Origin of the sequence: Vibrio sp. TH_r3 (assembly GCF_033101115.1) — a bacterium.
Taxonomy (GTDB): domain Bacteria; phylum Pseudomonadota; class Gammaproteobacteria; order Enterobacterales; family Vibrionaceae; genus Vibrio.
On the sequence record NZ_JAWMPW010000001.1, the window covers coordinates 356,353 to 381,889 of the forward strand.

23 protein-coding genes and 1 other RNA gene are annotated in these 25,537 nt (G+C 39.2%); 13 read left to right on the forward strand and 11 right to left on the reverse strand.

Features of this window, described 5'->3' with window-relative positions:
- Positions 1-239: 239 nt before the first annotated feature.
- The 4 genes from glpD (at position 240) to msrB (ending at position 5,485) form a co-directional block, all read left to right on the forward strand.
- Positions 240-1,748, forward strand: coding sequence for a glycerol-3-phosphate dehydrogenase (gene glpD / locus R3X26_RS01510; protein WP_317715347.1), 1,509 nt, complete (start codon positions 240-242; stop codon positions 1,746-1,748).
- A 323-nt stretch (positions 1,749-2,071) separates the two neighbouring features.
- Positions 2,072-3,166: a PfkB family carbohydrate kinase gene (locus R3X26_RS01515; RefSeq protein WP_317715348.1), complete on the forward strand. Its 1,095-nt coding sequence runs from the start codon at positions 2,072-2,074 to the stop codon at positions 3,164-3,166.
- A complete protein-coding gene (locus tag R3X26_RS01520; RefSeq protein ID WP_317715349.1) occupies positions 3,160-4,077 on the forward strand; it encodes a pseudouridine-5'-phosphate glycosidase in 918 nt (305 codons plus the stop codon). The genes R3X26_RS01515 and R3X26_RS01520 overlap by 7 nt, the downstream gene beginning before the upstream one ends.
- A 265-nt stretch (positions 4,078-4,342) precedes the next feature.
- Complete coding sequence (msrB, locus tag R3X26_RS01525; protein WP_317715350.1) at positions 4,343-5,485, forward strand: peptide-methionine (R)-S-oxide reductase MsrB; 1,143 nt, start codon at positions 4,343-4,345, stop codon at positions 5,483-5,485.
- A gap of 76 nt (positions 5,486-5,561) precedes the next feature.
- On the opposite strand, the gene sseA is transcribed toward msrB, so the two are convergent.
- Positions 5,562-6,410, reverse strand: a complete 849-nt coding sequence (gene sseA, locus R3X26_RS01530) for a 3-mercaptopyruvate sulfurtransferase (RefSeq protein WP_317715351.1) — start codon at positions 6,408-6,410, stop codon at positions 5,562-5,564.
- A 293-nt stretch (positions 6,411-6,703) separates the two neighbouring features.
- On the opposite strand from sseA, the gene R3X26_RS01535 reads away from it, so the two are divergent.
- The 4 genes from R3X26_RS01535 (at position 6,704) to R3X26_RS01550 (ending at position 9,627) form a co-directional block, all read left to right on the forward strand.
- Entirely contained in the window at positions 6,704-7,189 is a 486-nt protein-coding gene (locus tag R3X26_RS01535) for a hypothetical protein (RefSeq protein WP_317715352.1), read from the forward strand.
- A 149-nt stretch (positions 7,190-7,338) separates the two neighbouring features.
- Positions 7,339-8,445, forward strand: coding sequence for a S1 family peptidase (locus R3X26_RS01540; protein WP_317715353.1), 1,107 nt, complete (start codon positions 7,339-7,341; stop codon positions 8,443-8,445).
- A gap of 114 nt (positions 8,446-8,559) precedes the next feature.
- On the forward strand, positions 8,560-8,931 hold the full coding sequence (locus R3X26_RS01545) for a hypothetical protein (protein ID WP_317715354.1): 372 nt from the start codon (positions 8,560-8,562) through the stop codon (positions 8,929-8,931).
- Positions 8,932-8,949: 18 nt separating this feature from the next.
- Positions 8,950-9,627, forward strand: a complete 678-nt coding sequence (locus R3X26_RS01550) for a DUF3047 domain-containing protein (protein WP_317715355.1) — start codon at positions 8,950-8,952, stop codon at positions 9,625-9,627.
- Between the two features lie 241 nt (positions 9,628-9,868).
- Here R3X26_RS01550 and R3X26_RS01555 read toward each other — a convergent pair whose 3' ends face one another.
- The gene (locus R3X26_RS01555) at positions 9,869-11,509 is read right to left on the reverse strand and encodes a methyl-accepting chemotaxis protein (protein ID WP_317715356.1); all 1,641 of its coding nucleotides are present in this window, start codon (positions 11,507-11,509) and stop codon (positions 9,869-9,871) included.
- Positions 11,510-11,880: 371 nt separating this feature from the next.
- Between R3X26_RS01555 and R3X26_RS01560 the strand changes: the two genes are divergently transcribed.
- Complete coding sequence (locus R3X26_RS01560) at positions 11,881-13,005, forward strand: M14-type cytosolic carboxypeptidase (protein ID WP_317715540.1); 1,125 nt, start codon at positions 11,881-11,883, stop codon at positions 13,003-13,005.
- Between the two features lie 158 nt (positions 13,006-13,163).
- On the opposite strand, the gene murP is transcribed toward R3X26_RS01560, so the two are convergent.
- Both murP and murQ read right to left on the reverse strand, forming a co-directional pair.
- The gene (gene murP, locus R3X26_RS01565; RefSeq protein ID WP_317715357.1) at positions 13,164-14,606 is read right to left on the reverse strand and encodes a PTS N-acetylmuramic acid transporter subunit IIBC; all 1,443 of its coding nucleotides are present in this window, start codon (positions 14,604-14,606) and stop codon (positions 13,164-13,166) included.
- Positions 14,607-14,623: 17 nt separating this feature from the next.
- Positions 14,624-15,538 carry an N-acetylmuramic acid 6-phosphate etherase gene (murQ, locus tag R3X26_RS01570; protein WP_317715358.1) on the reverse strand — a complete coding sequence of 305 codons (915 nt, stop codon included), beginning with the start codon at positions 15,536-15,538 and terminating at the stop codon, positions 14,624-14,626.
- A gap of 234 nt (positions 15,539-15,772) precedes the next feature.
- Between murQ and R3X26_RS01575 the strand changes: the two genes are divergently transcribed.
- Entirely contained in the window at positions 15,773-16,621 is an 849-nt protein-coding gene (locus R3X26_RS01575; RefSeq protein ID WP_317715359.1) for a MurR/RpiR family transcriptional regulator, read from the forward strand.
- A 183-nt stretch (positions 16,622-16,804) separates the two neighbouring features.
- On the opposite strand, the gene R3X26_RS01580 is transcribed toward R3X26_RS01575, so the two are convergent.
- The 5 genes from R3X26_RS01580 to R3X26_RS01600 all read right to left on the reverse strand — a co-directional run bounded on the left by R3X26_RS01580 (position 16,805) and on the right by R3X26_RS01600 (position 21,684).
- A complete protein-coding gene (locus tag R3X26_RS01580) occupies positions 16,805-17,761 on the reverse strand; it encodes an isopenicillin N synthase family dioxygenase (protein ID WP_317715360.1) in 957 nt (318 codons plus the stop codon).
- Positions 17,762-18,545: 784 nt separating this feature from the next.
- Positions 18,546-19,706 (reverse strand): acyltransferase, encoded by a 1,161-nt coding sequence (locus R3X26_RS01585; protein WP_317715361.1) that lies wholly within the window; start codon positions 19,704-19,706, stop codon positions 18,546-18,548.
- A gap of 433 nt (positions 19,707-20,139) precedes the next feature.
- Positions 20,140-20,427: a hypothetical protein gene (locus R3X26_RS01590; protein ID WP_317715362.1), complete on the reverse strand. Its 288-nt coding sequence runs from the start codon at positions 20,425-20,427 to the stop codon at positions 20,140-20,142.
- 402 nt (positions 20,428-20,829) lie between these two features.
- An RNA gene (gene ffs, locus R3X26_RS01595) (signal recognition particle sRNA small type) lies at positions 20,830-20,926 on the reverse strand.
- Positions 20,927-21,081: 155 nt separating this feature from the next.
- Positions 21,082-21,684: an HAD family phosphatase gene (locus R3X26_RS01600; RefSeq protein ID WP_317715363.1), complete on the reverse strand. Its 603-nt coding sequence runs from the start codon at positions 21,682-21,684 to the stop codon at positions 21,082-21,084.
- Positions 21,685-21,723: 39 nt separating this feature from the next.
- On the opposite strand from R3X26_RS01600, the gene R3X26_RS01605 reads away from it, so the two are divergent.
- Entirely contained in the window at positions 21,724-22,026 is a 303-nt protein-coding gene (locus tag R3X26_RS01605; RefSeq protein ID WP_317715364.1) for an MGMT family protein, read from the forward strand.
- Between the two features lie 41 nt (positions 22,027-22,067).
- Here R3X26_RS01605 and R3X26_RS01610 read toward each other — a convergent pair whose 3' ends face one another.
- Positions 22,068-22,508 (reverse strand): YbaY family lipoprotein, encoded by a 441-nt coding sequence (locus tag R3X26_RS01610; protein ID WP_317715365.1) that lies wholly within the window; start codon positions 22,506-22,508, stop codon positions 22,068-22,070.
- 104 nt (positions 22,509-22,612) lie between these two features.
- Between R3X26_RS01610 and tesB the strand changes: the two genes are divergently transcribed.
- Positions 22,613-23,473, forward strand: a complete 861-nt coding sequence (gene tesB / locus R3X26_RS01615; RefSeq protein WP_317715366.1) for an acyl-CoA thioesterase II — start codon at positions 22,613-22,615, stop codon at positions 23,471-23,473.
- Between the two features lie 278 nt (positions 23,474-23,751).
- Positions 23,752-25,044 (forward strand): serine dehydratase subunit alpha family protein, encoded by a 1,293-nt coding sequence (locus tag R3X26_RS01620; RefSeq protein WP_317715367.1) that lies wholly within the window; start codon positions 23,752-23,754, stop codon positions 25,042-25,044.
- On the opposite strand, the gene R3X26_RS01625 is transcribed toward R3X26_RS01620, so the two are convergent.
- Positions 25,045-25,509: an Lrp/AsnC family transcriptional regulator gene (locus R3X26_RS01625; protein ID WP_317715368.1), complete on the reverse strand. Its 465-nt coding sequence runs from the start codon at positions 25,507-25,509 to the stop codon at positions 25,045-25,047.
- Positions 25,510-25,537 lie beyond the last annotated feature (28 nt).

The window sequence follows — 25,537 nt, forward strand, 5'->3', positions numbered from 1 at the left end:
AGTTCGTTCGAACAAAACCATTTAAACAAAAACACAAATTTAACAATTTGTGCTTATCACCCCAGCAAACCTGGCTTCTACAACCCTTTAACCTTATGTTTCGCATGGATTAATAGTGAGTAAAAGTGTTAACCACAACAAAATTTAACATAATTTTATCATTTAATGGTCGATTTTATTGCGACTTTATGTTCTTATACGACCATAATTGCTCGTTCGAACATTTTGGAGTCTAGGTAATGTTGAAAATTGAAAAAACTCATGATCTAATCGTTATTGGTGGTGGTATTAATGGAGCCGCTGTAGCAAGTGATGCTGCCGGTAGAGGTTTAAATGTTGCATTGTATGAAATGAACGATCTCGCTTCTGCTACCTCTTCAGCCAGCAGTAAGTTGATCCACGGTGGTTTACGATATTTAGAACATTACGAATTTCGTCTTGTCAGTGAAGCCTTAGCCGAACGAGAAGTCTTACTAAAAAACGCTCCTCATTTAGTTTCTCCTTTGCGTTTTCAGCTCCCTCATCGTCCTCATCTTCGTCCTGCATGGATGATTCGTATTGGTCTTTTTCTGTATGATAACATTGGTAAAAGAGTGTCATTACCTGCGAGCCATGGCTTAAAGTTCTCTGCTAAAGGACCGTTAAAGCCAGAAATGAAAAAAGGCTTTGAATACTCAGATTGCGCAGTTGACGATGCTCGTTTAGTGGTGATTAATGCCAAATTAGCCGAACAAAAAGGTGCAGAAATTCATACTCGCTCTAAATGTATTGGTGCTCAACGCCAAGCGGATGGTTGGATCGTCGACATAGAAAACACCTTAACTGGCGAAGTAAGTCAAGTTAAAACCAAAGCCTTAGTTAACGCAGCAGGCCCTTGGGTAGATAAATTCTTCGATAAGCAATTAAAAATGGCTTCACCTCGTGGCATCCGTTTAGTAAAAGGAAGCCATGTTATCGTGCCGAAAATGTACCCAGAACACCACGCGTTTATATTGCAAAACCAAGATAATCGCATTGTGTTTGTCCTGCCTTATCTTGATGATTATTCTGTCATCGGTACCACCGATGTCGAATATACTGGCGACCCATCTAAAGTCGAAATTGATCAAGATGAAATCAATTATCTGTGCGATATTGTTAACCAACATTTTGTTAAACAAGTTTCTCCTGATGATGTTATTTCAACTTGGTCTGGTGTTCGCCCTCTATGTGAAGATGAATCATCTGATGCTCAAGCTGTAACGAGAGATTATACAATTGAGCTTGATGAAACTCTGCCAAATGCCCCGCTACTGTCTATTTTCGGAGGCAAGCTCACCACTTATAGAAAATTAGGCCAAGCGGCAGTTGATAAACTTGAACCATTTTTCCCAGACATGGACCCAGCATGGACCAAAAACGCCACGTTACCTGGCGGAGATTTTACCAGTAGAGAGAAACTGACCTCTATTTTACGTGCTCAATACCCTTGGTTAGAAGACAAAGTTGCACAACGCTATGTAAAAGCCTACGGTACTATTGCGTTAACAATATTAGCCGAGAAGAGCGATATAACGTCACTCGGACGTCATTTCGGACATGGCTTATATCAGGCTGAAGTGGATTACTTGGTTGAACATGAATGGGCGGTGTCAGTCGACGATATCTTGTGGCGTAGAAGTAAACTGGGCCTTGAGTTTAGCCAAGAAGAAAGTGCAATATTAGAAAGCTATTTGTCATCTAATGCTGCTTCTTCTGTCACAGCGTAAACAGATTTTTTCTGCTGATTTTTATCAGATAAAAACCGTAAAAAAGCGCTTTATTCTCCTATTTCTACTCGTTTCACTAACCAAGTAAACGAGTAGAAATTCTCCACTTATTTTGACTCCCTTCATTACAAGCCTTATTCAGTTCTTCATCTCAGCGATATAGCATAGATCTCAAACCCGAATAAATGACATCTCCTTTGTGCAAAGAAAAAATCTGTTACATAGCATTTCGTGATCAATGCCAAACGTTTGCGTTTTTCTTTACATACATCCAAAACTAGCGCTATTATACAAACTTAAGTTTGCATGACGGACATATGTTTATGACAAAAAGAGAACAACAAATACTCGATATTTTACGCAATGAACCTATGATCGCTCAGCAAGATCTTGCGACTAAATTGGGGCTAAGCCGAAGTGCCGTCGCTGGGCATATAATGAATTTAACCAAAAAAGGGTTTATTCAGGGCAAAGGATATATTATTAGCCCCGATCAGTATGCCGTTGTAATAGGCGGCGCCAATATGGACTTATGCGGTCGCTCAACATCCAACTTAATTCAAGGCGATTCTAATCCTGGTGAATTAATTAGCAGTGCAGGTGGCGTTGCTCGCAATATTGCCGACAACCTTAGTCGCTTAGGTAGCTCTGTCCAATTTATTGGTGTGATGGGCGATGATGTCTGGGGAGAGCAGTTAAAAAACGCTTGCAGAGAAGCAGGCGTCAACGTTGATAACTGCCTAACCATTGCCGGAGCGACGTCTAGCAGTTATTTATCCATTCATGATAGCGATGGAGAAATGCAACTGGCTCTCAATGACATGAAGTTAATTGACAACCTGAGTTCCGATCAACTTCGCCAGAGAGAAGGGGTTATCAACCGTGCTTCAACCATTGTTCTTGATGCAAATATAAGCCCAGACGCGCTAGATTACTTATTTGATATACATAGCGACACTGCCATTTTTGTCGATCCGGTGTCATCGGTAAAAGCCCCTAAATTACTGCCTTTTTTAGATAGAGTGCACACTCTTAAACCTAATTTGATAGAAGCTGAATTACTTTCTGGAGTCACGATGCAACAACCATCTGATTTAGAAAAGATCACCGATATATTACATAACAAAGGAATAAAGCAGCTTTTAATTAGCCTTGGCAGTAAAGGCGCGTATTCAAGTAATCATCAGGGCGCGAACTTTATCTCTCCAGCACAAACACAAGTTAACAATGTTACCGGTGCGGGAGATGCTTTAATGGCAGGACTAGCGCACGGTCACTTAAAACAATGGCAGTGGTCCGACACTGTCGAATTTGCTCTAGGTGCCGCACGATTAGCACTTACTGCCGATAATACGATTAATTCAACCATGTCTGAAAAAGCGGTTAAACGCTTATTAAAGGAAACCATCACATGTTAGAGAAATACCTAGATATTCAACCAGAAGTTGCCCAAGCATTAGCAAACAATCAACCTGTTGTTGCTCTCGAATCCACCATTATTTCTCACGGTATGCCTTTCCCTAGAAATGTTGAAACGGCACTGTTAGTAGAAAATACCATTCGTGAGCAGGGCGCGGTTCCGGCTACTATTGCGATTATTGAAGGACGTTTAAAAGTAGGCTTAACTGAAGAACAAATCAATTACTTAGGTAAAGCAGGATCAGAGGTTGCTAAAGTAAGTCGCCGAGATATCCCATTTATCGTCGCTAGCCAAAAAGATGGAGCGACTACTGTTGCGGCCACAATGATTCTTGCTGCGATGGCTGGCATAAAAATCTTTGCTACGGGTGGAATTGGTGGCGTACACCGTGGCGCACAAGAAACTATGGATATCTCTGCTGATCTACAAGAGTTGGCTAATACTGACGTTGCTGTTGTCTGTGCCGGGGCAAAATCAATACTTGATTTATCTCTAACTCGTGAATATTTAGAGACTCAAGGTGTTCCTATTATCGGCTATCAAACCGACAGTTTACCTGCCTTCTATACTCGCGAAAGTGAACATGGTATTGATTATCGTCTCGATACCGCTAACCAAATTGCGGCAGCGTTAAAAGCCAAATGGGAGATGGACTTAAATGGTGGTGCAGTTATTGCGAATCCAATCCCTGTTGAATACGCCATGCCTACCGACACTATTAATCAAGCGATTGAAACCGCACTTAAAGAAGCCGATCAACAAGGTATTTTTGGTAAAGAGTCTACTCCATTTTTATTGGCTCGTGTATGCGAGTTAACCGGTGGAAACAGCTTAGATTCTAATATTCAATTGGTATTAAATAACGCCCGTTTAGGCGCTCAAATTGCCATCGAATATAGCAAGCTGTAATTCAATCGAGCCATCTCTGTTTTAATAGGGATGGCTGTCCTTCTATGTTCTATTTGACTAAAAAAAACCATCGTCATCAACTAACAAAGTCCTTAGCAATAAATCACAACCAAGCGTGACCAGTATGTAACCATATCCTCTATTTACTTATCGCTATGACGTATTATCTCTGCACATACCTCTATTTAAAAAAAATTGAAAGTTTTTTACTGTTGTTCCTGTCTATATAACTACACAAATTTATTAACCTTTTAAAGGGAAAGACATGAAGCGATTATCGAAATGGTTACTCTCTTTTGCCGTGCTATTACCAGTATTGGTATTGAGTATCATGCCAGAACATTCTGCTAAGGCAGAAAATACCCATACTATGCCAAAAAATAGCCAAGTCGCCACACTCGCAGGCGGTTGCTTCTGGTGTACTGAATCTGATTTTGAAAAACTGGATGGCGTAGTTGACGTTGTTTCTGGTTATGCTGGTGGTGAACTTGATAATCCAACTTATCAACAAGTCTCATCTGGCACATCAGGTCATATTGAAGTCGTTCAAGTGACTTATGACGGCGATGTATTGAGCTATGAACAAATAATTGATTATCTATTTAGACACATGGATCCAACCGATAATAAAGGCTCATTCGTTGATAGAGGCCCTCAATATCGTCCTGCTATTTTCTTCCATACTCAAGAACAGAAAGCAATAGCCGAGCAGTTTATTCAAGAGGTGGATGAAGCCAACATTTACCCACAACCAATCGCAACTGAGCTAATTGAATATACTAAGTTCTTCCCAGCAGAAGAGTATCACCAAGATTATTACAAAAAGAGCAACATTCGTTATGGCTATTACCGTCATGCGTCGGGTCGTGATCAATACTTAGATGCACTATTTGGCGAAGATCGAACCAAAAACCCAGTGACTTTACGCCAAATGATCGATGCTAAGACGCAAAAAGTTGGCATTAAGCAATACAGCAAGCCGAGCGATAGTGAAATTCGTAAAAACCTAACGTCTTTACAATATGCCGTCACTCAAAATGACGAAACTGAGCGTCCTTTTCACAATGAATATTGGGACAATAAAGCAGAAGGTATTTATGTTGATATAGTGACAGGTGAACCGCTATTTTCCTCTACTGATAAATATAAATCTGGTACTGGATGGCCAAGTTTTACCAAGCCATTGTCTGAAGATTACGTTGTCACAACGACAGATTACAAACTCTTTTACCCACGAACAGAAGTGCGCAGTCGTTTTGGTGATTCGCACCTTGGCCACGTATTTGAGGATGGTCCAGCGCCAACAGGATTACGCTACTGTATGAATTCAGCCTCTCTTCGTTTTGTTCCTGCAGAACAATTAGCGCAACAAGGATACGCAGATTATTCCTACTTATTTGAAGGATAAGCAGTCTATTTGACTTAAGGCTCTGGTTAAATGTTAACCAGAGCCTTATAACGTTTATTTAAGCAAAAACATTGAGTTAAATAATAGGTAAATCGTGGCGAGCTCCCCACTCTGTCCACGAGCCGTCATAAACAGCAAGATTGCTTTTTCCACATTGAGTTGCCGCCAATGCCAAAATACACGCCGTGACACCAGAACCACATGAAAAACTTAACGATTGTTCTGAAGTACAAACTTGATCAAATTTCGTCTTCAATTGTGCGGCAGGTTTCAGGTATCCATCTTCAACTAGTTCAACGAACGGTAAATTTTTCGAATTAGGTATACGCCCTCTTCTTACATTTGGCCTTGGTTCTATCTGTTGCCCATTAAAACGCTCAGGCGCTCGAGCATCTAAGATGGCTATATTTGAATCCTCTATTTGTCCAAGTAAAGTGTCACTATCAACTATCCAATTTGAGCAAAATTTCGCTTGGTAGGTACTTGGTAAGCGCGTTTTAGTTGGTCCATTTTCTACAACACCAGAGTTTGTTACCCATGCAGGTAGCCCACCATTTAAAACAGCAACATGTTCATGGCCCATCACTTTAAACATCCACCAAACACGCGGTGCAGAAAATAAGCCATGTGAGTCATAAACAACAACCTTATGGTTATTATTGATGCCCATTTTAGCGACTTGTTGAGAAAAATGGTCTTCAGAAGGCAACATATGTGGTAAATCAGAATCTAAATCACATATCAGAGTATCAAAATCAAAAAACAACGCATTTGGGATACGCACTGTCTGCCATTCGGCTTTCGCATCTCGCTGTATGCCTGGCATAAACCAACTTGCATCCAGCACGACTAAATCTGGGTGATCTATATGTGTTTTGAGCCACTCTACCTCCACCACAGAGTTGTCTAACGGTAATGAATCCATCAATTTTCCTTTAAATGACCTCGTATGAGGTATATCCATGAGTAATGCCATACCATAACAAAATTAGACATAAAACAAAGCAACTAGCTGTTATTATTAACTGGTCGAGTTATAGATTGCTTGGGTTATGAATTGCTATAAGTATTAGTTACTATCATTACTAATTGTTATGATAGTAACGGTATTGAGTCTCTTATTTGGACGATATCATCATTAACGCTGATATTTTTACTTGTACAGCAGTATGTAATTGCTACGCACGCTTGTTTAATTTCAGATCTAAGGCGAATAGAATGAACTATACACCAATCACATTTTTAACTTTCTGCCTTATGGGTTGCCAAAATATTTCAAGTAAAAATAGCGTCGAGCAAAGTAACCCGATCGCGGCGCCAACAACGACTACGCCTTCACTTCAGGAAAAAACGCAGTGTTCGGTTTATGCCAGTAGGGACTGGAGTGCCATAATTACTCCATCTACTAACGTAAACAATCGTTATCAATTAAGCATCACGGGAGAAGTTGATCTTCCTTCTCCTGCCTATCAAGTGAACTGGACTGAGGGGATTACCGACAGAGCCATGCCACCGAACTTGCGCCTAAGCCTGACGACAGAACGTTCTCACAACCAAGCCTCAATACAAGTTATTTCACCGACTAAGGTGCATTATCAATTAGAAACGCCTTTGGCTAACTTTAAAAGCATCACCATATCCTGTGCCGATGAAGAACTGGCCACCATAGCTGTGACTCAGAGCTCCTCTTATCCGTCAGATTAGGTCTTTCTTCTATCTCTCAATCGTCGATAGTTTGATAACAACCAATACGCTTAGCAAAAGTCCATTGGGAATTTTCTCCAAATTTACTTCACAATTTCATTCTATGATGAAGAGTCATAATTTTATTCAGGTGAGTTAATCAAGATTATATGCGCACATTGTTTATTGTAACTACTGCCGTGCTTGTTTGGTGTAATGTCAATCAAGTAGCTTTAGCATCCTCTAATATTTCTTCTTTAATATACAATGGCGAAACCACCAGTACCGGTAGCAATGGAGATTGGCCATCAATTGCGACACTCTATTACGATGCTGTGGATTACTCAGGTATTTATTCACTGTATTGTGGCGCGTCGATTCTTGATAGTCAGCATGTTCTTACCGCCGCTCACTGCTTATATGATGGTGAAGGTAATTTAAATGAAGATTATCTTATTTACACATCTGTCGTCCCTCAAATGGAAGATGAAAGTGAGTTTCTAGATGGCACTGTTGACGTAATTAGAGCGTCTGAATTCTATGTACACAGCGGTTATATTGACTCGTCATCTGACGATAGTACCTCTTGGCCCAACGATATCGCGATAATAAAACTAGCAGAAGAAATGAACATTAACTCAAGCGATTATGCCACGCGTGCATCGCAAACTAATGCAATAGACTATCGTGTTGATGGAACAGAATTTATTGCAGTTGGACACGGGTTAACCGAAACCGGTGACGAAGAAACACTATTGCAAACGACACTAGAATATCAATCTGAAGACTACTGCGATTTTGATAACCTAAATGATTCTCAGCTTTGTATGTCTGGACGCTACGACAGCACCACCAATGTAAGAAATTCAACCTGCTCGGGTGATTCTGGGGGGCCTTTATACTGGGATGCTAACTCAACCACAAGCGATTCAGATTCAAACAGCAACTACGTTCAAGTGGGCATAACCAGCTATGGATGGACAGGATGCTATAACGCATCAAGTGATGACACATCGGTTTTTACTGAAGTTACCGATTATGAAAGTTGGATAACCAGTGTGTTACAAGGAAATGAAGCCCCAAATTACACAGTAACAAGTGAGGACAGAGATCAATATTATTATAACAGCGTAGACAATGATAATAGCGATAGTATCAGTACTGTTGATTCATCATCTTCAAGTGGTGGCAGTCTCTCTTTCTACAGCGTAATTTTACTCACCGTTCTAATCGTCTGTCGAAAAAAAGTTGTCCACAAGGCTCACCTGTTGCAATAAGACTGCTACAATACAAACATCAAACCTAGCCATAAAATGTTAACTCTAATACACTCAGTATAAAGTATGCAGCAATAGCGCAGGCAATATCAGCAAAATCCACAAGGACACCAAATGACATATAAAACAACAACAATGGAAGTACCAGTCGCTATAGCAGAACGAGTCCAAGCCCTAATCAATAGCTATGAAGCCAGTGAAAAATTTAAAGCAGAACGAAAAATAGTCGTCGATAACCTTCTTGCGATGGACAAATTAGAGTGCGAAATGGCAGTTTACAGCTTATCCCAAACGGAATTGCTCGATACACTTCGATTTGTTTATGAGCTATCTGGTACTAATAGCAAGTTCATCAAAAATATCCTTACCCAATGCAGAGAAAATCCAAATAAAGTACTGTCTGATGCACAAAGAGCCTCGGCCAAGAGCATGCTTTTTAATCTGATTAACGACCCTTCTGTAGTGTCTGCGATGAAAGAAATCTAGTCTCGGCATACTCAAAAAATGAAAAAAAACTTCACGCTGACGGCTATGATCACACTTTTTAGCTTGTCAAATTTACAAGCTGAAACCACCGAAAACAACGTTACCGAATTTTCCAATCGTGATTTATCCGATTGGCAATCGAAGTCTTTCAGTGGAAATACAGATTATCAACTCGTTAAAGAGCAAACGCGTACCGTACTTAAAGCAACAAGTGTTGATAGTGCTTCTGGATTAGCGTTAGAAAAGCGAATAGATCTTTTTCAAACGCCTTATATTAACTGGTCTTGGCGTATTGAAAATAAATTAACCGGTCTAGATGAGCAAACAAAACAAGGCGATGATTACGCTGCAAGAATTTACCTAATTATAGATGGTGGCTGGACAGTATGGAAAACTCAAGCCTTAAACTACGTCTGGTCTTCCAACCAAACACAGCAAACCCAATGGAATAATGCTTATGTAGATAATGCAAAAATGCTTGCTGTACGAGGTAAAAACGCCACACCGAAGCATTGGTATACTGAAAAGCGCAACGTATATCAGGATCTAATAACTAATTTCGGTGACAAAGGCAGCGCCGAAAAGAATGAAAAAGCCTACCGTTATATCGACGTCACCGCCATTATGACGGATACCGATAATAGCCATCAAACCGTCACTGCCTATTACGGCGACATCACCTTTACCGCCAATTAGTTCTTTATTTTAAAAGAGGTACCTTATAAGACAGGCTCCTTTTGTGCTTTACCTTATTGGGACAGGCATCTTAATAAAGTACAAATTGTCTGCAATAATATGTTGGCGTTGAATTAATACCTTCCATAAAGTGCCTGTCCCAATAAGAACACAGCAAAATAAGCAAATAAATTCTGGTTTTAATAGACTTTCTATCTTAACGAGAATGTATTTGCTTTGGCTATTTTAGGTTTAGTTAAGATCAAATTTTAAAGTAAGATACTTCTTGTTTTAAATGACTGGACAATCGATCTAATTCTTTTGCTGCAAGTTCGTTATTCTCACTCAACTGAATTGATTCATCAGACATATCTGATATGGAATTCATTGCTGTAACAACTTCACTTACAACCGTAACTTGCTCATGCGTTGCCGCAACAATATCTCTAACCCCATTTAATGTATCTTGCGCTTGTTGCTCTATACCAACAAGAATATCGCTTGCGTCTGAAGTATTTTGTTTACATTGCGCGACCTTTGGCTGAGTATTTTCCATTGCAGAAACACTTACCACTGTTTGAGTTTGCACTTCTTTCAACAAAGTTTCAATTTGGGTTGTTGCTGCTCCAGTTCTTTGGGCTAAATTACGAACTTCATCGGCTACAACAGCAAAACCACGGCCAGTTTCACCAGCACGAGCCGCCTCAATTGCCGCATTTAACGCGAGTAAATTAGTCTGATCTGAGATTTCACTGATCATATTGACGATTCCACCAATATCAGCAGTTTTCGCTTCGAGCTCCTTAACCTGAGACACCGTACCATTTACCGCTGCGGTTACATCTTCCATCTGATCGACTACAGACATAATTAACTCTCGTCCTGTTACAGAATGCTCTGAGGTTGCTACAGAATTCTGCTCCGACAAATTAACAATATGCTCTATCTCTGCAATACTTGCCCTCATCCCTTCTAATTTAAGCACCATTTCTTGTGTTAACGAGGCTTGATGCTTTGCAGTATTTAGTACTTGGCTAGAGCCAGACGACACTTTATCCACCTGTTGAGCTAACTGATTCGAGGCTCCACAAATATTGTTTACAATATTGACCAACTTAGTCGACATTGCTGATAAAGAATCCAAAATACTGCCTGGTGAACGATCAGCATATTGACGAGTTAAATCTCCATTAGCCATAATTTGAATAGCTTGCTGCGCTTCGTGAGGTTCACCACCAAGGGTTCGACGGAAGCTCTTTTCAATTATAACGCCAACAATAACGGAAATAACCAACGCTATCGAACTCAAAACAAGCATTAAGTTTTGGAATCCCCCTGCCATCGCTCTAGCTTCTGGAGTTAACTGTTGATTTAACATTTCTTGATAATCAATAAATTCGTTGATGCTATTAAGCCACGATATAAAAGCAGGACGAGCTTGGTCAAGAACGGTTTCAACCATCAGATGTTGTTGTTTTTTTTGCTCTATAATCCTTTCAATCAAAGGTTGAGTAGATTGTTTTACTTGATTAATTTTGTTGAGAATTGTCAGTTCTTGTTCTGAAAAATAAATATTATTATTGAGCATCTTTTGCATTAACTGTTCTGACTGAGTATAGAATTGCTCCAAGCGATAAATTTCTCTCTCTAATTCATTTATCTCTTGCGGGTTGCGCGCAATAGCTATATCTCGAATGGCAATCGCTCTATCATGAACACTACCTCGGTAGTTAATTGCATATCGTTGTTTCACTGAATTGACATCGGTCACTTCTGACAATGTAGCATCAATGAAATTAACTTTTTGAATACCCAATATAGTTAACAACACCATTAAAAATACTAATATGCCAAAGCCAATAGCTAAGCGGGTTTTTACTTTCAGTTGTGATAAAAAATTCATGCGCTACTCCCAGTCGCAAGCATTCGGTAATATAAACCGAGTTAAGTTCTACTTTAAACATTACCAATAATGCTAAGCATTACTCTATATCGGCTAAGCTAGACTTTTTATTAGTTTTATTTTGCACTTTATACTAACAATAAACTCAATAGTGACAAGGCCCTCAATATACTAATTTATTTGTTTATCTTCCACTGTGGTACGCATTCATTCACAAAATAAATAACACTCCAAATTAAAGTGATTTTTCTAACCGCTCTCGCAATACCAATTCAACATGTACATAACCGATGGGAAAAAGCTTGCGAATAGTTCATCAATAAAAAAGTGTGATAGTCTTATACTTACTCAACCACAAGATATTAATGACAATGAAAATTTTCAGTAACTTCGAAAGCGGCAACATTCACGTGGTTTCAGCAGATTCACCACAAAATATTCAACTGACTATTCCTGCAGATAACCAAACCGACATTTCACAATGGTTTCACTTTCGCTTAGAAACCGAGGCTAACAAACCACACCATTTCACTATTAGTGATCTAGCCACTTCGGCTTATCCTGAAGGCTGGGAGGATTACGATATTGTCGCGTCTTATGATCGCGAGGAGTGGATTCGTATTCCGGCTAAATTTGATGGCAATTCACTGACATTTGAGCTCATTCCTGAACAAGATTCAGTGTACTTTGCTTATTTCGCACCCTATTCATACGATAGGCATCAAGACCTTTTGCACAGTGCGCAAATACATCCTTCGTGCAAATTAGAAACATTGGGACAGACACTAGATAATAATGATATTAGCTTGTTAACCATCGGGGAACCCAGTGCTGAAAAGAAAAATATTTGGATAATTGGCCGCCAGCATCCAGGGGAAACCATGGCAGAATGGTTTATCGAGGGGCTTTTACAGAGATTACTTGATGAAACCGATACAGTTGGTCGTTCATTACTCGATAAAGTAATGATTTATGTTGTACCTAATATGAACCCAGATGGTAGTATTCGCGGGCACTTACGAACCAATGGCATTGGCGTAAACCTAAATAGGGAATGGCAGACTCCTTCGATGGAACGCAGCCCCGAAGTTTATCTTGTAAGAGAGCGCATGCTGGAATCAGGTGTTGATATGTTCCTTGATATCCACGGAGATGAAGCCATTCCATACAATTTTGTTGCAGGTAGTGAAGGTATTCCTTCTTACGATACTCGAATAGCGCAGTTAGAAAATCACTTTAAACAATCCTTGCTCACCATAACACCTGAATTCCAAGATTCAGTCGGTTACGACAAAGATGAACCAGGCAAAGCAAACTTAACTGTGGGGTCAAAATGGGTGGCAGAACAATTCAAATGCTTATCTTACACTGTCGAAATGCCATTTAAGGATCATATCAGTCATGCCGATGAACTTTATGGATGGTCACCAGAGCGAAGTGCAGCATTTGGCCATGATATGTTAGCCGCGGTTTGGGCTACGGTTGGTAAATTGTAAGCAAAACAGTTTAATAATATTAAAAAGAGTCGTAATCTTTACAGAACAAACCCACAGTATTGCGCTGTGGGTTTTTATTTATACTGAATACATCTTCTTTCTTTAAAGATACGTATCTTGACGCTTTCGCTTAAATTTACTATCGAATAATTATAATCTTAACTCAAGTCGATATCTTTGGTACCAAAGACTAAAGTTGCAAAAAAACCTACAATATAAGAAATGATCAATCCGCAAATGAAGACAGCCATGCCTAAGAAAATACCTTCATGAGAAGTCATTAGAGGTATAGCCACTATTCCTGAAGGACCAAACACCGTATTTAAACCAACGGGAAAACCAAGTAAAGAAATCAAACCAATAAAGAAACCGCCCGCTGCCCCGCCAATACAAGCGGTAACAAATGGTTTAACCCGAGGTAAGGTAACTCCGTAAATCAAAGGCTCACCTATACCAAGAATCCCAGGAATAATAGCGCCGCGAATTTGGGTGCGTAGTATTGATGATTTTTCTGATTTCCAATAAAGCGCTAGAGACGCACCAACCTGCCCCGCTCCTGCCATTGCTAATATAGGGAATAAAGAATTAAACCCTTGTGTTTCCATCAAAGCAAAATACACAGGAACAAAGCCTTGATGAATACCAAATACAACTGAAATGAGGAATAGTCCAGCCAACACTGCAGCACCTAAAGGATTATCATTTAAGTTTAGGAATAACCAAGACATACCTTTGAACAACACACCACCAACAGGCATAATAACGATGAAAGTGATGGCTCCCATAATAAGTAGTGTTACTACTGAAGTCAGTATCATGTCGAGATCATCAGGCATATATTGACGTACCAGACGTTCGACTTTCGCTCCAATTATTGCCGCAAGTAATACACCAATAATGTTACCACGGGGGTCAATAGCAAAGCCGAAGAAATCACTCATACCCGAATAGATACCAGAAGTAGCATTAGCATCGTAGCCCAACACAAATAGCGATGCGAGTATCGCCCCATTAACTCCAGAGCCACCGAAGGCTTGTTGAGCATTATAGCCAATTAAGATACTTAAAAATGCAAACAACCCTTTACCAAATATTTTCATGTAGGCAACTAAGCTAACCATGAACTCGCTTGGATCTTGCCCTACAATCATGGTTTGCTCTATCAGAGTAGCCAATCCAAGTAGTAGACCAGCAGCGATAAAGCCAGGAATAAGCGGCGTAAATATGGTAGCAAACTTACTTAAAAAACGTTGTACCGAACTTGTTTGTTTACTCTTAACTTGAGATTTTTTCTGTTTCGCTATTGCTTCTAGATCTTGTGATGGCGCAGAAACTTCCAGCGTACTATCACTTAATAGTTCATTCATTAACTCAGAGGCTTGTTGAGCTTTGCCCGGCCCCATAACAATTTGTAGTTGTTCATCTGACTCTACAATACCCATTACCGAGGGCATCGCATTCAATGTTGCTTTATCAACTTTATCAAAATCAGTGAGAGTTAAACGTAATCGCGTCATGCAATTACCCGCTTTAACAATATTTGAATGTCCACCAACAGCGGTGAGAATATCGCTAATTATGCTTTTGTTAATTTTCGCCATAGTAATGTCCTTAACAACTATTTTTTAGCTGCATCACTGTTTAATGCAGCACGAATGAATCCATCTTTTTCAATTAATAGCTTTGATGCTTGATCAGCTGTTAAACTGGCTAGCAACATTAAAATGGCTGTCTTACAATGACGTCCACATGCTTGGAGTGCTTGCTCTGCCTCTGCTTCAGTGCATTCGGTTGCGTCTACCACAATATTCACTTGGCGCTGAACCAACTTTGCATTGGTTGCTTCGACATCAACCATCAAATTGCCAAACACTTTCCCTGAACGAATCATTGCTCCTGTAGTTAGCATATTCAGCACCATTTTTTGTGCTGTCCCTGCTTTCATTCTGGATGAACCAGTAACAACTTCTGGACCAACAACCGGAACAATTGCAACGTCTGCTGCGTCGATCATTGGACATTGGGGGTTACACACAATAGAGGCAACAAATGCACCCTGCGTTTTTGCATACTCCATCCCCCCTAAAACATAAGGCGTGCGTCCACTTGAGGCGATTCCCACCACAACATCATTTTGATTAACACTGAGGTTTTTTAAATCATCTACCGCAAGAATTGGCGAATCTTCAGCATTTTCTACTGCTTGAAAAATTGCTTTATGCCCACCGGCAATAAGACCAACAACTTGAGTAGCAGGAGTACCATAAGTTGGCGGGCATTCACTAGCATCTAGAATACCCAATCGACCAGATGTTCCCGCCCCTAAATAAATAAGACGACCATTCTTTTCAAAAGCAGCTTTAATTGCATCAACTACTATCGCAATTTCATTCAAGGTTGCTTCGACTGCATGTGCTATGGTTTTATCTTCATTGTTTATCACCTTCAACATATCAATCGTCGATAAAGTATCAATTTTTTCACTAGATGAGTTACGCATTTCGGTGACTAAATGGTCGATATTTAGCTTCATGTTGTTCCCCTAACATAATATTTGACACCAACCTTATGGCATAAAGTGCACACAAATAGTGATCAAAATCACACTATAAATTATTCCAAAAATACAAAATAATGGAATAATTTAATTACTAGGAGTATTTTATTAGAGAGTAAATTAAAGTATGTCTACCCTACAAGAACAGGTGAACTGAATAATGAGCTACTCAAATGGAATAGTTACCGTGAGAATATAGAGAGAAACGTGATGTCGGTCACACATAAGGTTTTACTTAGTCGAGAGAAATTATCACCTAACGGAAAAAAAATTGCCGATTGGATAGTTACTGATCCAAGCAAGGTAATTCCATTGACCAGTCAAGAACTCGCCAAACAAATTAATGTTAGCCAATCGAGCATTATAAAATTTAGCCAAAAACTTGGTTTTGATGGATTTAGCCAGTTTAAACGAAGCTTAATAGAGGAGTTAAGTAGAAAAAGTGCCATACAACATACGCCTCTGCATACTAATATTTCCACCAGTGACTCAACCTCCACTATGCTTCAAAAACTCATCAAAGCAAAATCTGAAGCTATTTTTCAAACGAGTAATGCTCTAGCTAACGGAGAATTTGATCTCGTAGTAGATTTAATAAATAAAGCTCAACGCGTTCATATTGTGGGGATGGGAGGGTCTGCTTTAACTGGAAAAGACCTTGCTTATAAATTACTAAAACTAGGCATAGCGGTAACATCGGAATTTGATAGTCATGTTCAAATTGGTATTGCACGGACTCTTTCTGCAAACGATGTACAAATTGTCATTTCTTTTATGGGGGAAACCAAAGAGATAAATGCCGCAGTAGAAGCGGCTAAAGAAAGAGGTGTGCAGGTAATTGCTTTAACCTCTCCCATTCCTAGTGAACTACGTAGCCTTGCCGACATTTGTTTAGACACTATTGCAGATGAACTGCAACATCGAGCATCGTCAATGATTGCGCGTACCGCACAAAACGTAATAACGGATGCACTGTTCATTAGCTTAGTAAAACAGCGAGGAGACTCAGGTCAAGAAATGATTCAAGATATAGCTTCTCATATCAAGCTCTTAAGCTGACATCTAATCAGGACAGGCATCTTAATTTAATAAGAAATTTAATAAGGACACACACCTTATAGTTCACTTTATTAGCAAAATGTAATTTGCTTCATAAAGTGCCTGTCCCTAAAACCATATCAAGGTATCAGTCACCTCAACAGCAATAACACTTAAAATATGACTATTTATTTTATAATCACACTAATCATTTTCAGGCTCACGTAAATATTCATAGGTTCCCTCAAAACAGGAGATAATCCATTCACCAGCAGTAATCGATGGGTAACCACCTTCACCTGATTTTTGCTCTATACAAGAAGTTAACGTTTCAACTGGCGTATCAAAGTCTGGTTCAACAAAAAATGGCATAGAAAACCTTGATTTTCCGGATATAGGGTTTGAAACTCGATGTTGAGTCGACCGATAGATGTCGTTGGTCCAACGTTGCATTAGATCTCCAATATTTACGACAAAACTACCGGGTACAGGTGGTGCATCAATCCACTGGTTTTGTTTATTTAGTAGCTGTAATCCACCACTATTATCTTGGTAAAGTAATGTAATACATCCATAGTCAGTATGTGCCCCTGCCCCGTTTGTGACTTGACTCTGACTCGGATAGTGCAATAGTCTCAATACCGAAACTGAAAGTCGAAAGTACTTCGTAAAGAAGTCTTCTGGTTCGTGAAGTGCTAAGGCCATTGCTTTAAGTACTCTCATGCCCACATCTAACGTCAAGGTATAATGCTGATTAACAGATTGGACAAAACCTGAAAGTTCAGGATATTGATTTGGACCATACAGCTTAGGACAACGTTTTACCTGAGAATGAAAGGGTGAAAGGTCAAGCGCCATATCAAACGTTTCTTTGCAATCTGCTTGTCCATTTGGGTCTAGCTTTTCAGCAGCAAGTCTCCCCCACCCTCTATGATTTTTACTATTTTCGATAGATATTTTTTGTTTTTCTTTTACTGGCAATCCAAAAAATTGGTCAGCGGTATATTCAATATGATCAAATTGCTCTTGAGGAATACCATGCCCTACCACATAAAAGAAACCAAGATCTCGACACGCGGCATCTATTTGTTTAATAACAGGTTGCCAATCTTCACGGTCGTCGGACTGTAAGGGAGAAATATCTATAATAGGTAGGGTCATGCATGTTCCTTTGCAAGGATGAACTTCACCGCCTTATTGTGGTGAGCTCATTATCTAAATGTTAAAACAAAGTTAAGCAAAAACCTGACCAAAAAGACAGTTATTTTAAAATCGTTACAATTCAATTGGATAGAGAGAGTACTTAAGAATAGAGTTTTAAATCTTGTCATGTTTAAGTTCATTAGCCTAAAAATTTTCACCATATTGGACACTGCCAATTTAGTTATCCTCAAGCGTAACCCCGTCTTACCTTTAGCATTATCAGACGTTACAATGCCTTTGTCGCTGACACCATAAGGTGTCCTTTTTCTTTTTTAAGTTCTACGCTAACATCTATTGTGAAAGAAATTGACTTACATATTGGCACTAAATGTAACGCCACACATATAGAGAACCCGCTAAAACACACTTTTGGACAAATGTGTTTGAAGCTTCGGACAAAATCTACCCATCAGAGAGTTTTTTTACATCCCAAACAGCAGAACGGCCCCACACTAGGTGATGCCGTCCGTGCTCGAAAATGGACATAACCTGCCATTAGTTAATTGTCGAGATTGATCGACTTTATGCAGTAATTTTCGAACTGTATGCATTACCCCGTCAACCACAGAAACACTTCTCCGCCATTCTGCGTTAACGTAATTACTTACTGGTAGATCGTGCCACTGAAATTACCGTAGTTTTGTTCATGATTACCCGCAAAAAGGGCGTGACAGAAAATACTCAAAAGTGAGTATCATCTCTTGCCAAATAATCTTATCTTTGTGTATTTATGCATATTAACTCAAGGTCGACTAAACTTATTAACTATATACTTAGAAAAAGCGTTTGAAATTATCATACCTTTTTGGTCGACGAATCTTTCGAAGTAAATGGATAAAAAGTAAACTAATATTACTGTCAGTGCACTTGTAACTAATGCGGATACCGTATAATTTTCAGTCATACTTAATATTGAGCTAAAAGCAAAAACACCAAAAGTGGATAGCACTGAGAGATGAATTAGATAAACTGAGAATGACAACTTCCCTAGAAAAAGCCCCAACTTACTAGAAAATAATGTACTAAATTTTTTGTTAAACAAAATTGCGTATACAATAAAAAATCCTGATAAAAAATTACATAATATATATGTGTGCGAACTTAAGTATGAGTGAATTAATTCGTATGATGTACTGTTATTATGTACACCTGCTAAGTATAGGCCTAGTACCATTAACACTATAGCCAACTTAGAAGAGATCTCTCTTCCATATAAACAATATAAATAGCCAACCAGAAAAGAGAATAAACCTAAGCCAAATAACAATGGTATAAACTTAAACAACACACATGACAGAATAACAAAAAAGAAAACTAAAGACATATAAGGTAACGTTTTTTTCAAGCTCGTATAACAAAGAAAGAAAACTAAAAATGACCCTATTAATTCTACTTTCATAGTCCAAAGTACAGGATTGTAAGCACTTTCCCCTGTGGTGAAAAATACTTCAACAGCGCCATTGTATAGTGCATCTAATATATTCGGTTTCACACTTGATGAATAATTACTAATCCAAGGTATCAGTGGATTATTTAGGTCAAAAATTATAAATGATAGCCAACATAGAATACATGAAACTAGTGCTGGAATCATTAGCCTAGGGTATCTCTTCAAGCTCATTATTAATATATATTTACTATCATTATTCCTTAGCCCAACTTTTGTCAGTATGTAGCCACTCAACACAAAAAATATAAAAACTGCTGATGTTCCTGAGAAAAAAAAGCCAAATGGAGATTCATGTATAAAAACCTGAATTGGGTTATTTGAGGAAGTTCCTTCAATTCCAAACGAATGTAGGAATGGGAAAAAAGTCAAACTTAAATGAGACATTAATACCATGAGGCAGGCAAAACCTCTAATACTTTCCACAGTTATTATTTTTTCTTCTTTGCTTTTCATTACAGTTCACTTTTCTTATATTACCTAACCACAAGAACATAATAATGTGAATAGCACACTAATCAAGTTCATAAAACCACATTGCAATATACTTTATAGTTAGCGCTCAAGCAGTATTATATATGAGATTGGCTCACTTAAAATACTATGCTCAGTCTAATAAGACGCTCGAAGCAGCTACCCCCACTTAAGAGTACAGCCAATCCACGCATCACCATGACGGTAGACGCTTTTGTCTGTTTTTCCGTTCTGACCTCAAGTCAGTTTGCATGATTATGCTAGTACAGCTGCACGCTAGCAATATTAATGGCTGGAAGAAAATGAGAGATTCCGCGCACAACCCCTTCTCAATTCGTTCAGACAATACCTATAAGTCGAGGGACGAAATTTATCGGTCAGAGATCTCGCCAGCATGAAATGGGGCAAAAGCTTCTTAGATGATCTCTTTTCCAACAGGCTTGGCACCCAACCATTCCTGCAGTTCACTTTCTTCTCCTCTCAGTTCATCACTAGGGCAATTTTCTATTCCGTCATATTCTGCTTTTACTTTAGGATCTTCAAATACCTTCAGTTTTAAAGCGTCAAGTTTGCTCAACTTTTTTAAAGTCCAACTGCCATCGCTGTTATCAATCCACTGGATAGTATCACCCTGATTCCATAAAAATTCTTTTTGTAACTCTGCAGGTATCAAGAAGTAATTTTCACTCGCATACAGATACATTCACTCAAACTAAATCAGTAGTACGTTTAGGTTTATCGCATTACCGACATTTAGACAATGATGATAAGTAAAAACCGCCATAGAAAGCAGAGCTAAATTAGAAAGGAGAAGAAATAACCTACGAAACAAGTCGTTCTGGAATTGTTATAGATTTCTCAACTACTGAGGATTCATCGGTAGTTGCTTGATAAGCAATGTGCATGTTTTACACATTAGTTAACTCTGTTGCTGGGACTATGCTTTCTGAAACATTTCGGACTACTCTTAACTTACGAATATACATTGAGGTCCCCATTCGTTGTAAATAAACAACTAAAATAAGGATAGGACACTTTTTGGGTTTTAAAAGGACAGGTTATGGTTTCTTTGGACATCTTACGGTTTCAACAACAAGATGGGTGGAAGCCCCAGCCACATCCCGGCACACAAGTCGCTCGCCCTGGCTGCTTCCTTCCGGACCTGACCAATTAAACAAGGTATTGTTGCGGGAGGACCAGGGCCTCCATAGATTTTGTTTCGTTAACACATTGGCCAACGAGTGCGGAGGATTATCGACTATCTAATAATGCTTTGCAAGTCATCTGTATCTGAATTATTACCTTTATTTGTTAAGTGTTCATTTATTGCACGGCAACGCTCAGTGGGATAAATGGATCACCACAAGTTTTTCTCTTTAAGCACTTGAAGTACTTCAAGTACTTCAATTTCACCACAAACCTGAACACTGTTAATGCCTAACGACTTCGCTGCTTGAATATTTTGTTGATTATCATCTAAAAACAAGACGTTATCTGCACTAACATCAAGTACTTGTAAAACATACTCAAATGCTTCGATATCCGGCTTTGCTTTATGCATGTGGTGGGAAACAAAGATGGTATCGAAATACTCCGCTATTGCGAACTCTTCTATCAACCGAGGAAAGTGAAGCTCATTGGTATTACTCAATACCGCCAAATGATAATTTTCCCGTAGCTGGATTAAGACATTAATTAAATTAGGGTATATACCGATAGGCCATTGAATAAAAGCGTCTATGATCTCTTCATTGCTCTGGCTTAACATAAACTGCTGCTTAAGTTGAGTAACAAACTCAAATGCTGTTATCTGCCCTTTCTCGAACTGCCGTCCAACCTGCGAACTTAACCACGGTTCTACTTGTGCATAATTATGCTTACTTAACCAACTCTTCGGTATCGGAGACGGCCCCAAATCCACGACAACTCTTCCTAAATCAAATAGAATAACTTCACACATGAAAACCTATTTCCTATAGCAAGACTAGATTTAAACAGTATGAATCAATTTTTGGCACAAATCTTTGTGGTTATTCACCAAATTCCACATGGAAAAGTATCGACTTATGGTGACATAGCCAAGATGGCGGGCTATCCCGGCTATGCAAGGCACGTAGGTAAAGCATTAGCAAACTTACCTAAAGATTCCACTTTGCCTTGGTTTCGAGTTATCAACAGCGCAGGAAAAATATCATTGACCGGTGAAAATTTTAACAGACAAAAAATTCGCCTTGTTAAAGAAGGCGTTGTTGTGAGTGAAACAGGAAGAGTCAATTTAAGAAAATTTAAATGGCAACTTTAACGCTGCCATTGATTGCAGTGTTTCAAATAACAATTAAATTGTTATTTAACAGAAACCAACTGTAAATTTAATTGCTGGGTACGGTTATCATCAGTTATCACTGAATTAACCGTATCGGTGGTAAAGCGCAATTTACCGTCAACATGGATCGTTGCTCTCACGCTGTAACGGTGATTCAGTTCTATCATATTAGCGTCATAACTCAATTCAAAATCGAATGGCACTTGTTCTCCATCGGACGTAAAAGTTTGCTCGGCAATTTTTTTGGCTGCCGCATCCATCTTAGACACATCTTCTAACGTAACAGTAATGATCGCTGTTGGGGGTAGTGCTATTCTTTCTCGGTAAGCAATATTGCCTTTGATGGCGCTCATCATAACGCCTTTTTGATCTATCGCTTTCTCTACAGAGTCTGTGGTAGTACAACCAAGAACGGTAGATGCCATTATAACGGCCACCATCAGCATTATTATTTTTTTCATAACATTTGTCTCTTTTCGTTATCTAGTTGCGAGTAAGTATAAGAATAACTTAGAATAAAATCCTGTTAATTGCATATAATTAACAAAACATTGACGGAGATGATATGAGTAAGCCGCTAAATGAACTTCTGCAGCTGTTACAGTTAGAACGATTAGAACAAGGACTTTTTAGAGGTCAAAGTGAACACTTAGGTTTACCACAAGTCTACGGTGGTCAGGTGATAGGACAGGCCTTATCTGCTGCCAGATATACCGTGCCGAGTGACAGAAAAGTCCATTCATTCCACAGTTACTTTTTACTACCCGGCAACCCAGAAAAACCCATTATTTATGATGTGGAAAATTTGAGAGATGGAAAAAGCTTAAGTACCAGACGAGTAAAAGCAGTACAGAACGGAAGGCCTATTTTTTATCTAACCGCATCGTATCATGGTGACGCAGAAGGCTTTGAACATCAAAATAGCATGCCAGATATTCTTGGCCCTGAAAACTATGCTTCAGAATCAGAACTAGCTAGCCAAATTGCCGACTTTTTACCAGAGAAAATTAAACAAATTTTTTGTGGTGAAAAGCCAATTGAAGTGCGGCCTGTAACAGTAATCAATCCTCTTAAGCCGGTTCGGGCAGAGCCAAAACAATACTTATGGATCAAGGCCAACGGTAGCGTACCAGATGACCAACTTATTCATCAGTATTTACTCGCCTACGCTTCTGATTGGGGATTTCTTGTTACAGCAATGCATCCACATAAAACCACGCTAATGACACCAAATTTTCAAGTAGCAACCATTGATCATTCCATGTGGTTTCATCGACCGTTTAAAATGGATGATTGGTTACTGTATGCCATTGAAAGTCCAACTGCGAGTAATGCTCGTGGGTTAGTTCGTGGAGAAATATATAACCAACAAGGCCATTTAGTTGCTTCTGCAATACAAGAAGGCGTAATGAGATTTACTAAATAAACTCATTAATGAGTAGCGCTTTTTAATCACTTGACGACCATTAGAACCGACAGAGCATTCACTTTTTTCGATTGCTCTGTTTCCTTACTATCTCAATATTTTTATCTTATTTTTATTATATGGACTACATAGATAAAAATAATCTCTTAATTAAAATAAAAATAGAAAATAATTCCACTTTTGTCGTTATTTTTATACGACAAAGCAAATTATTACTCTCACAAAAGCCTTATCCTTATTCTATACACATACTTGATTGATTTAGAATAGGGACCGTTATGAACAAGCATTTATGGAATGATTTTATAAAGATCGTACAACAAGAAGTTACACCTGCTTTAGGTTGTACGGAACCGATAGCGATAGCTTTAGCGGCTTCAATCGCTCGACAAAAATTATCGGGACAGCCTATAAAAATATCGGCAAAAGTCTCACCCAATGTAATGAAAAACGGTATAGGCGTCGGTGTGCCCGGTACGGGGATGGTTGGTCTACCAATAGCGGCGGCAATCGGTGCGATTGCAGGCAACCCAAATGCTGGTTTAGAAGTCCTTGAAGATGTAACTTTGGCTGATGTCCAAGCTGCAAAAACGTTGCTCGATAACGGTTCGGTTACTGTTGACGTGGCCGATGTAGATAATATTTTATATTCCAAAGTCACCGCTTATGATGGCAATAAGACCGTTTCAGTGACGATCGCCGATGGCCATACTAATGTCGTTTCTGTAGAAGAAAATGGTATCTCTATTTACGTTCCTTCGCTCAATATCGATCATGACCAAAGTCATCAAAAATCAATCAATCCCTTTGAGTATGCCAATGCGAAAGATATTTTTGATTTTGCTACCCACGCACCGCTGAGCGATATCGAGTTTATTGAAGCCGCCGGTACATTGAATGATAAATTATCGGTTGAGGGATTAACCAATGATTATGGCTTACAAATCGGGGCGACGTTTCAACGCAACGTAGAGAGAGGATTGCTTTCTGGAGGTCTGTTAACTGAAGTATTGACTCGTACCTCTTCCGCCGCTGACGCTAGAATGGACGGTGCAATGTTTGCAGCGATGAGCAACTCAGGATCGGGTAATCAAGGGATCGCGGCTTCAATGCCTGTCTATGTTACCGCCCAGTTTTTAAAGGCAAGCAGGGAACAAACTATTCGCTCATTAATGTTAGCTAACTTAATGGCTATCTATATCAAAAGCCAACAAGATAAACTGTCGGCGCTGTGTGCAACAACAACGGCTGGAATGGGGGCAGTGTCAGGTATGACTTGGCTCTTAGGCGGAAATTTCGTACAAATTGGTTACGCTATCTCAAACATGATCGGTGATGTTTCTGGCATTATCTGTGATGGGGCGAAACCGAGCTGCGCGATGAAAGTATCTTCATCCGCTGGCGCCGCTGTTAAAGCGGCGTTAATGGCTATTGATGGTGTAAGAGTGAGTGGCAACGATGGCATCGTTGCAAACGATGTAGAGGAATCTATTAAGAACCTTTCTGCTCTAGTTAATGGTTCAATGAAGCAAACTGACACTCAAATACTCGACATCATGGTGAACAAATAATTAGCTTGGTAACGGCAATGCGGTGGTATATTTAAGAGGTTCCATCGCGAAAGTCGACGTAACATTAGATATGCCTTCTACGCTATTGACCAATTTTTTATAAAACTGGTCGAAGCGTTTCATATCTTCGACTTGTACTTTCATCATGTAGTCGTATTCACCAGCCATACGATAAAACTCCATGATTTCAGGAAATGGTGCGACCGTTTCAACAAAATGGTTGTACCATTCATGTGAATGATTAGCCGTTTTTATCAGCACAAATGCGGTAAAAAGCAGCCCTAACTTCTCTGGATTGAGTAACGCAACACGCTTACTAATCACTCCTTTTTCTTCTAGTCGTTTTAACCGTTTCCAGCAAGGAGTCGTCGTTAAGTTAACCGCTTCTGCCAGTTCATTTAAAGAGATCGTACTATCTTCCTGTAGCATCGATAATAACGTTTTGTCGGTTTTATCTAAGTTCATTGTCTGCTTTTCTCTTTAGAGGAAAATT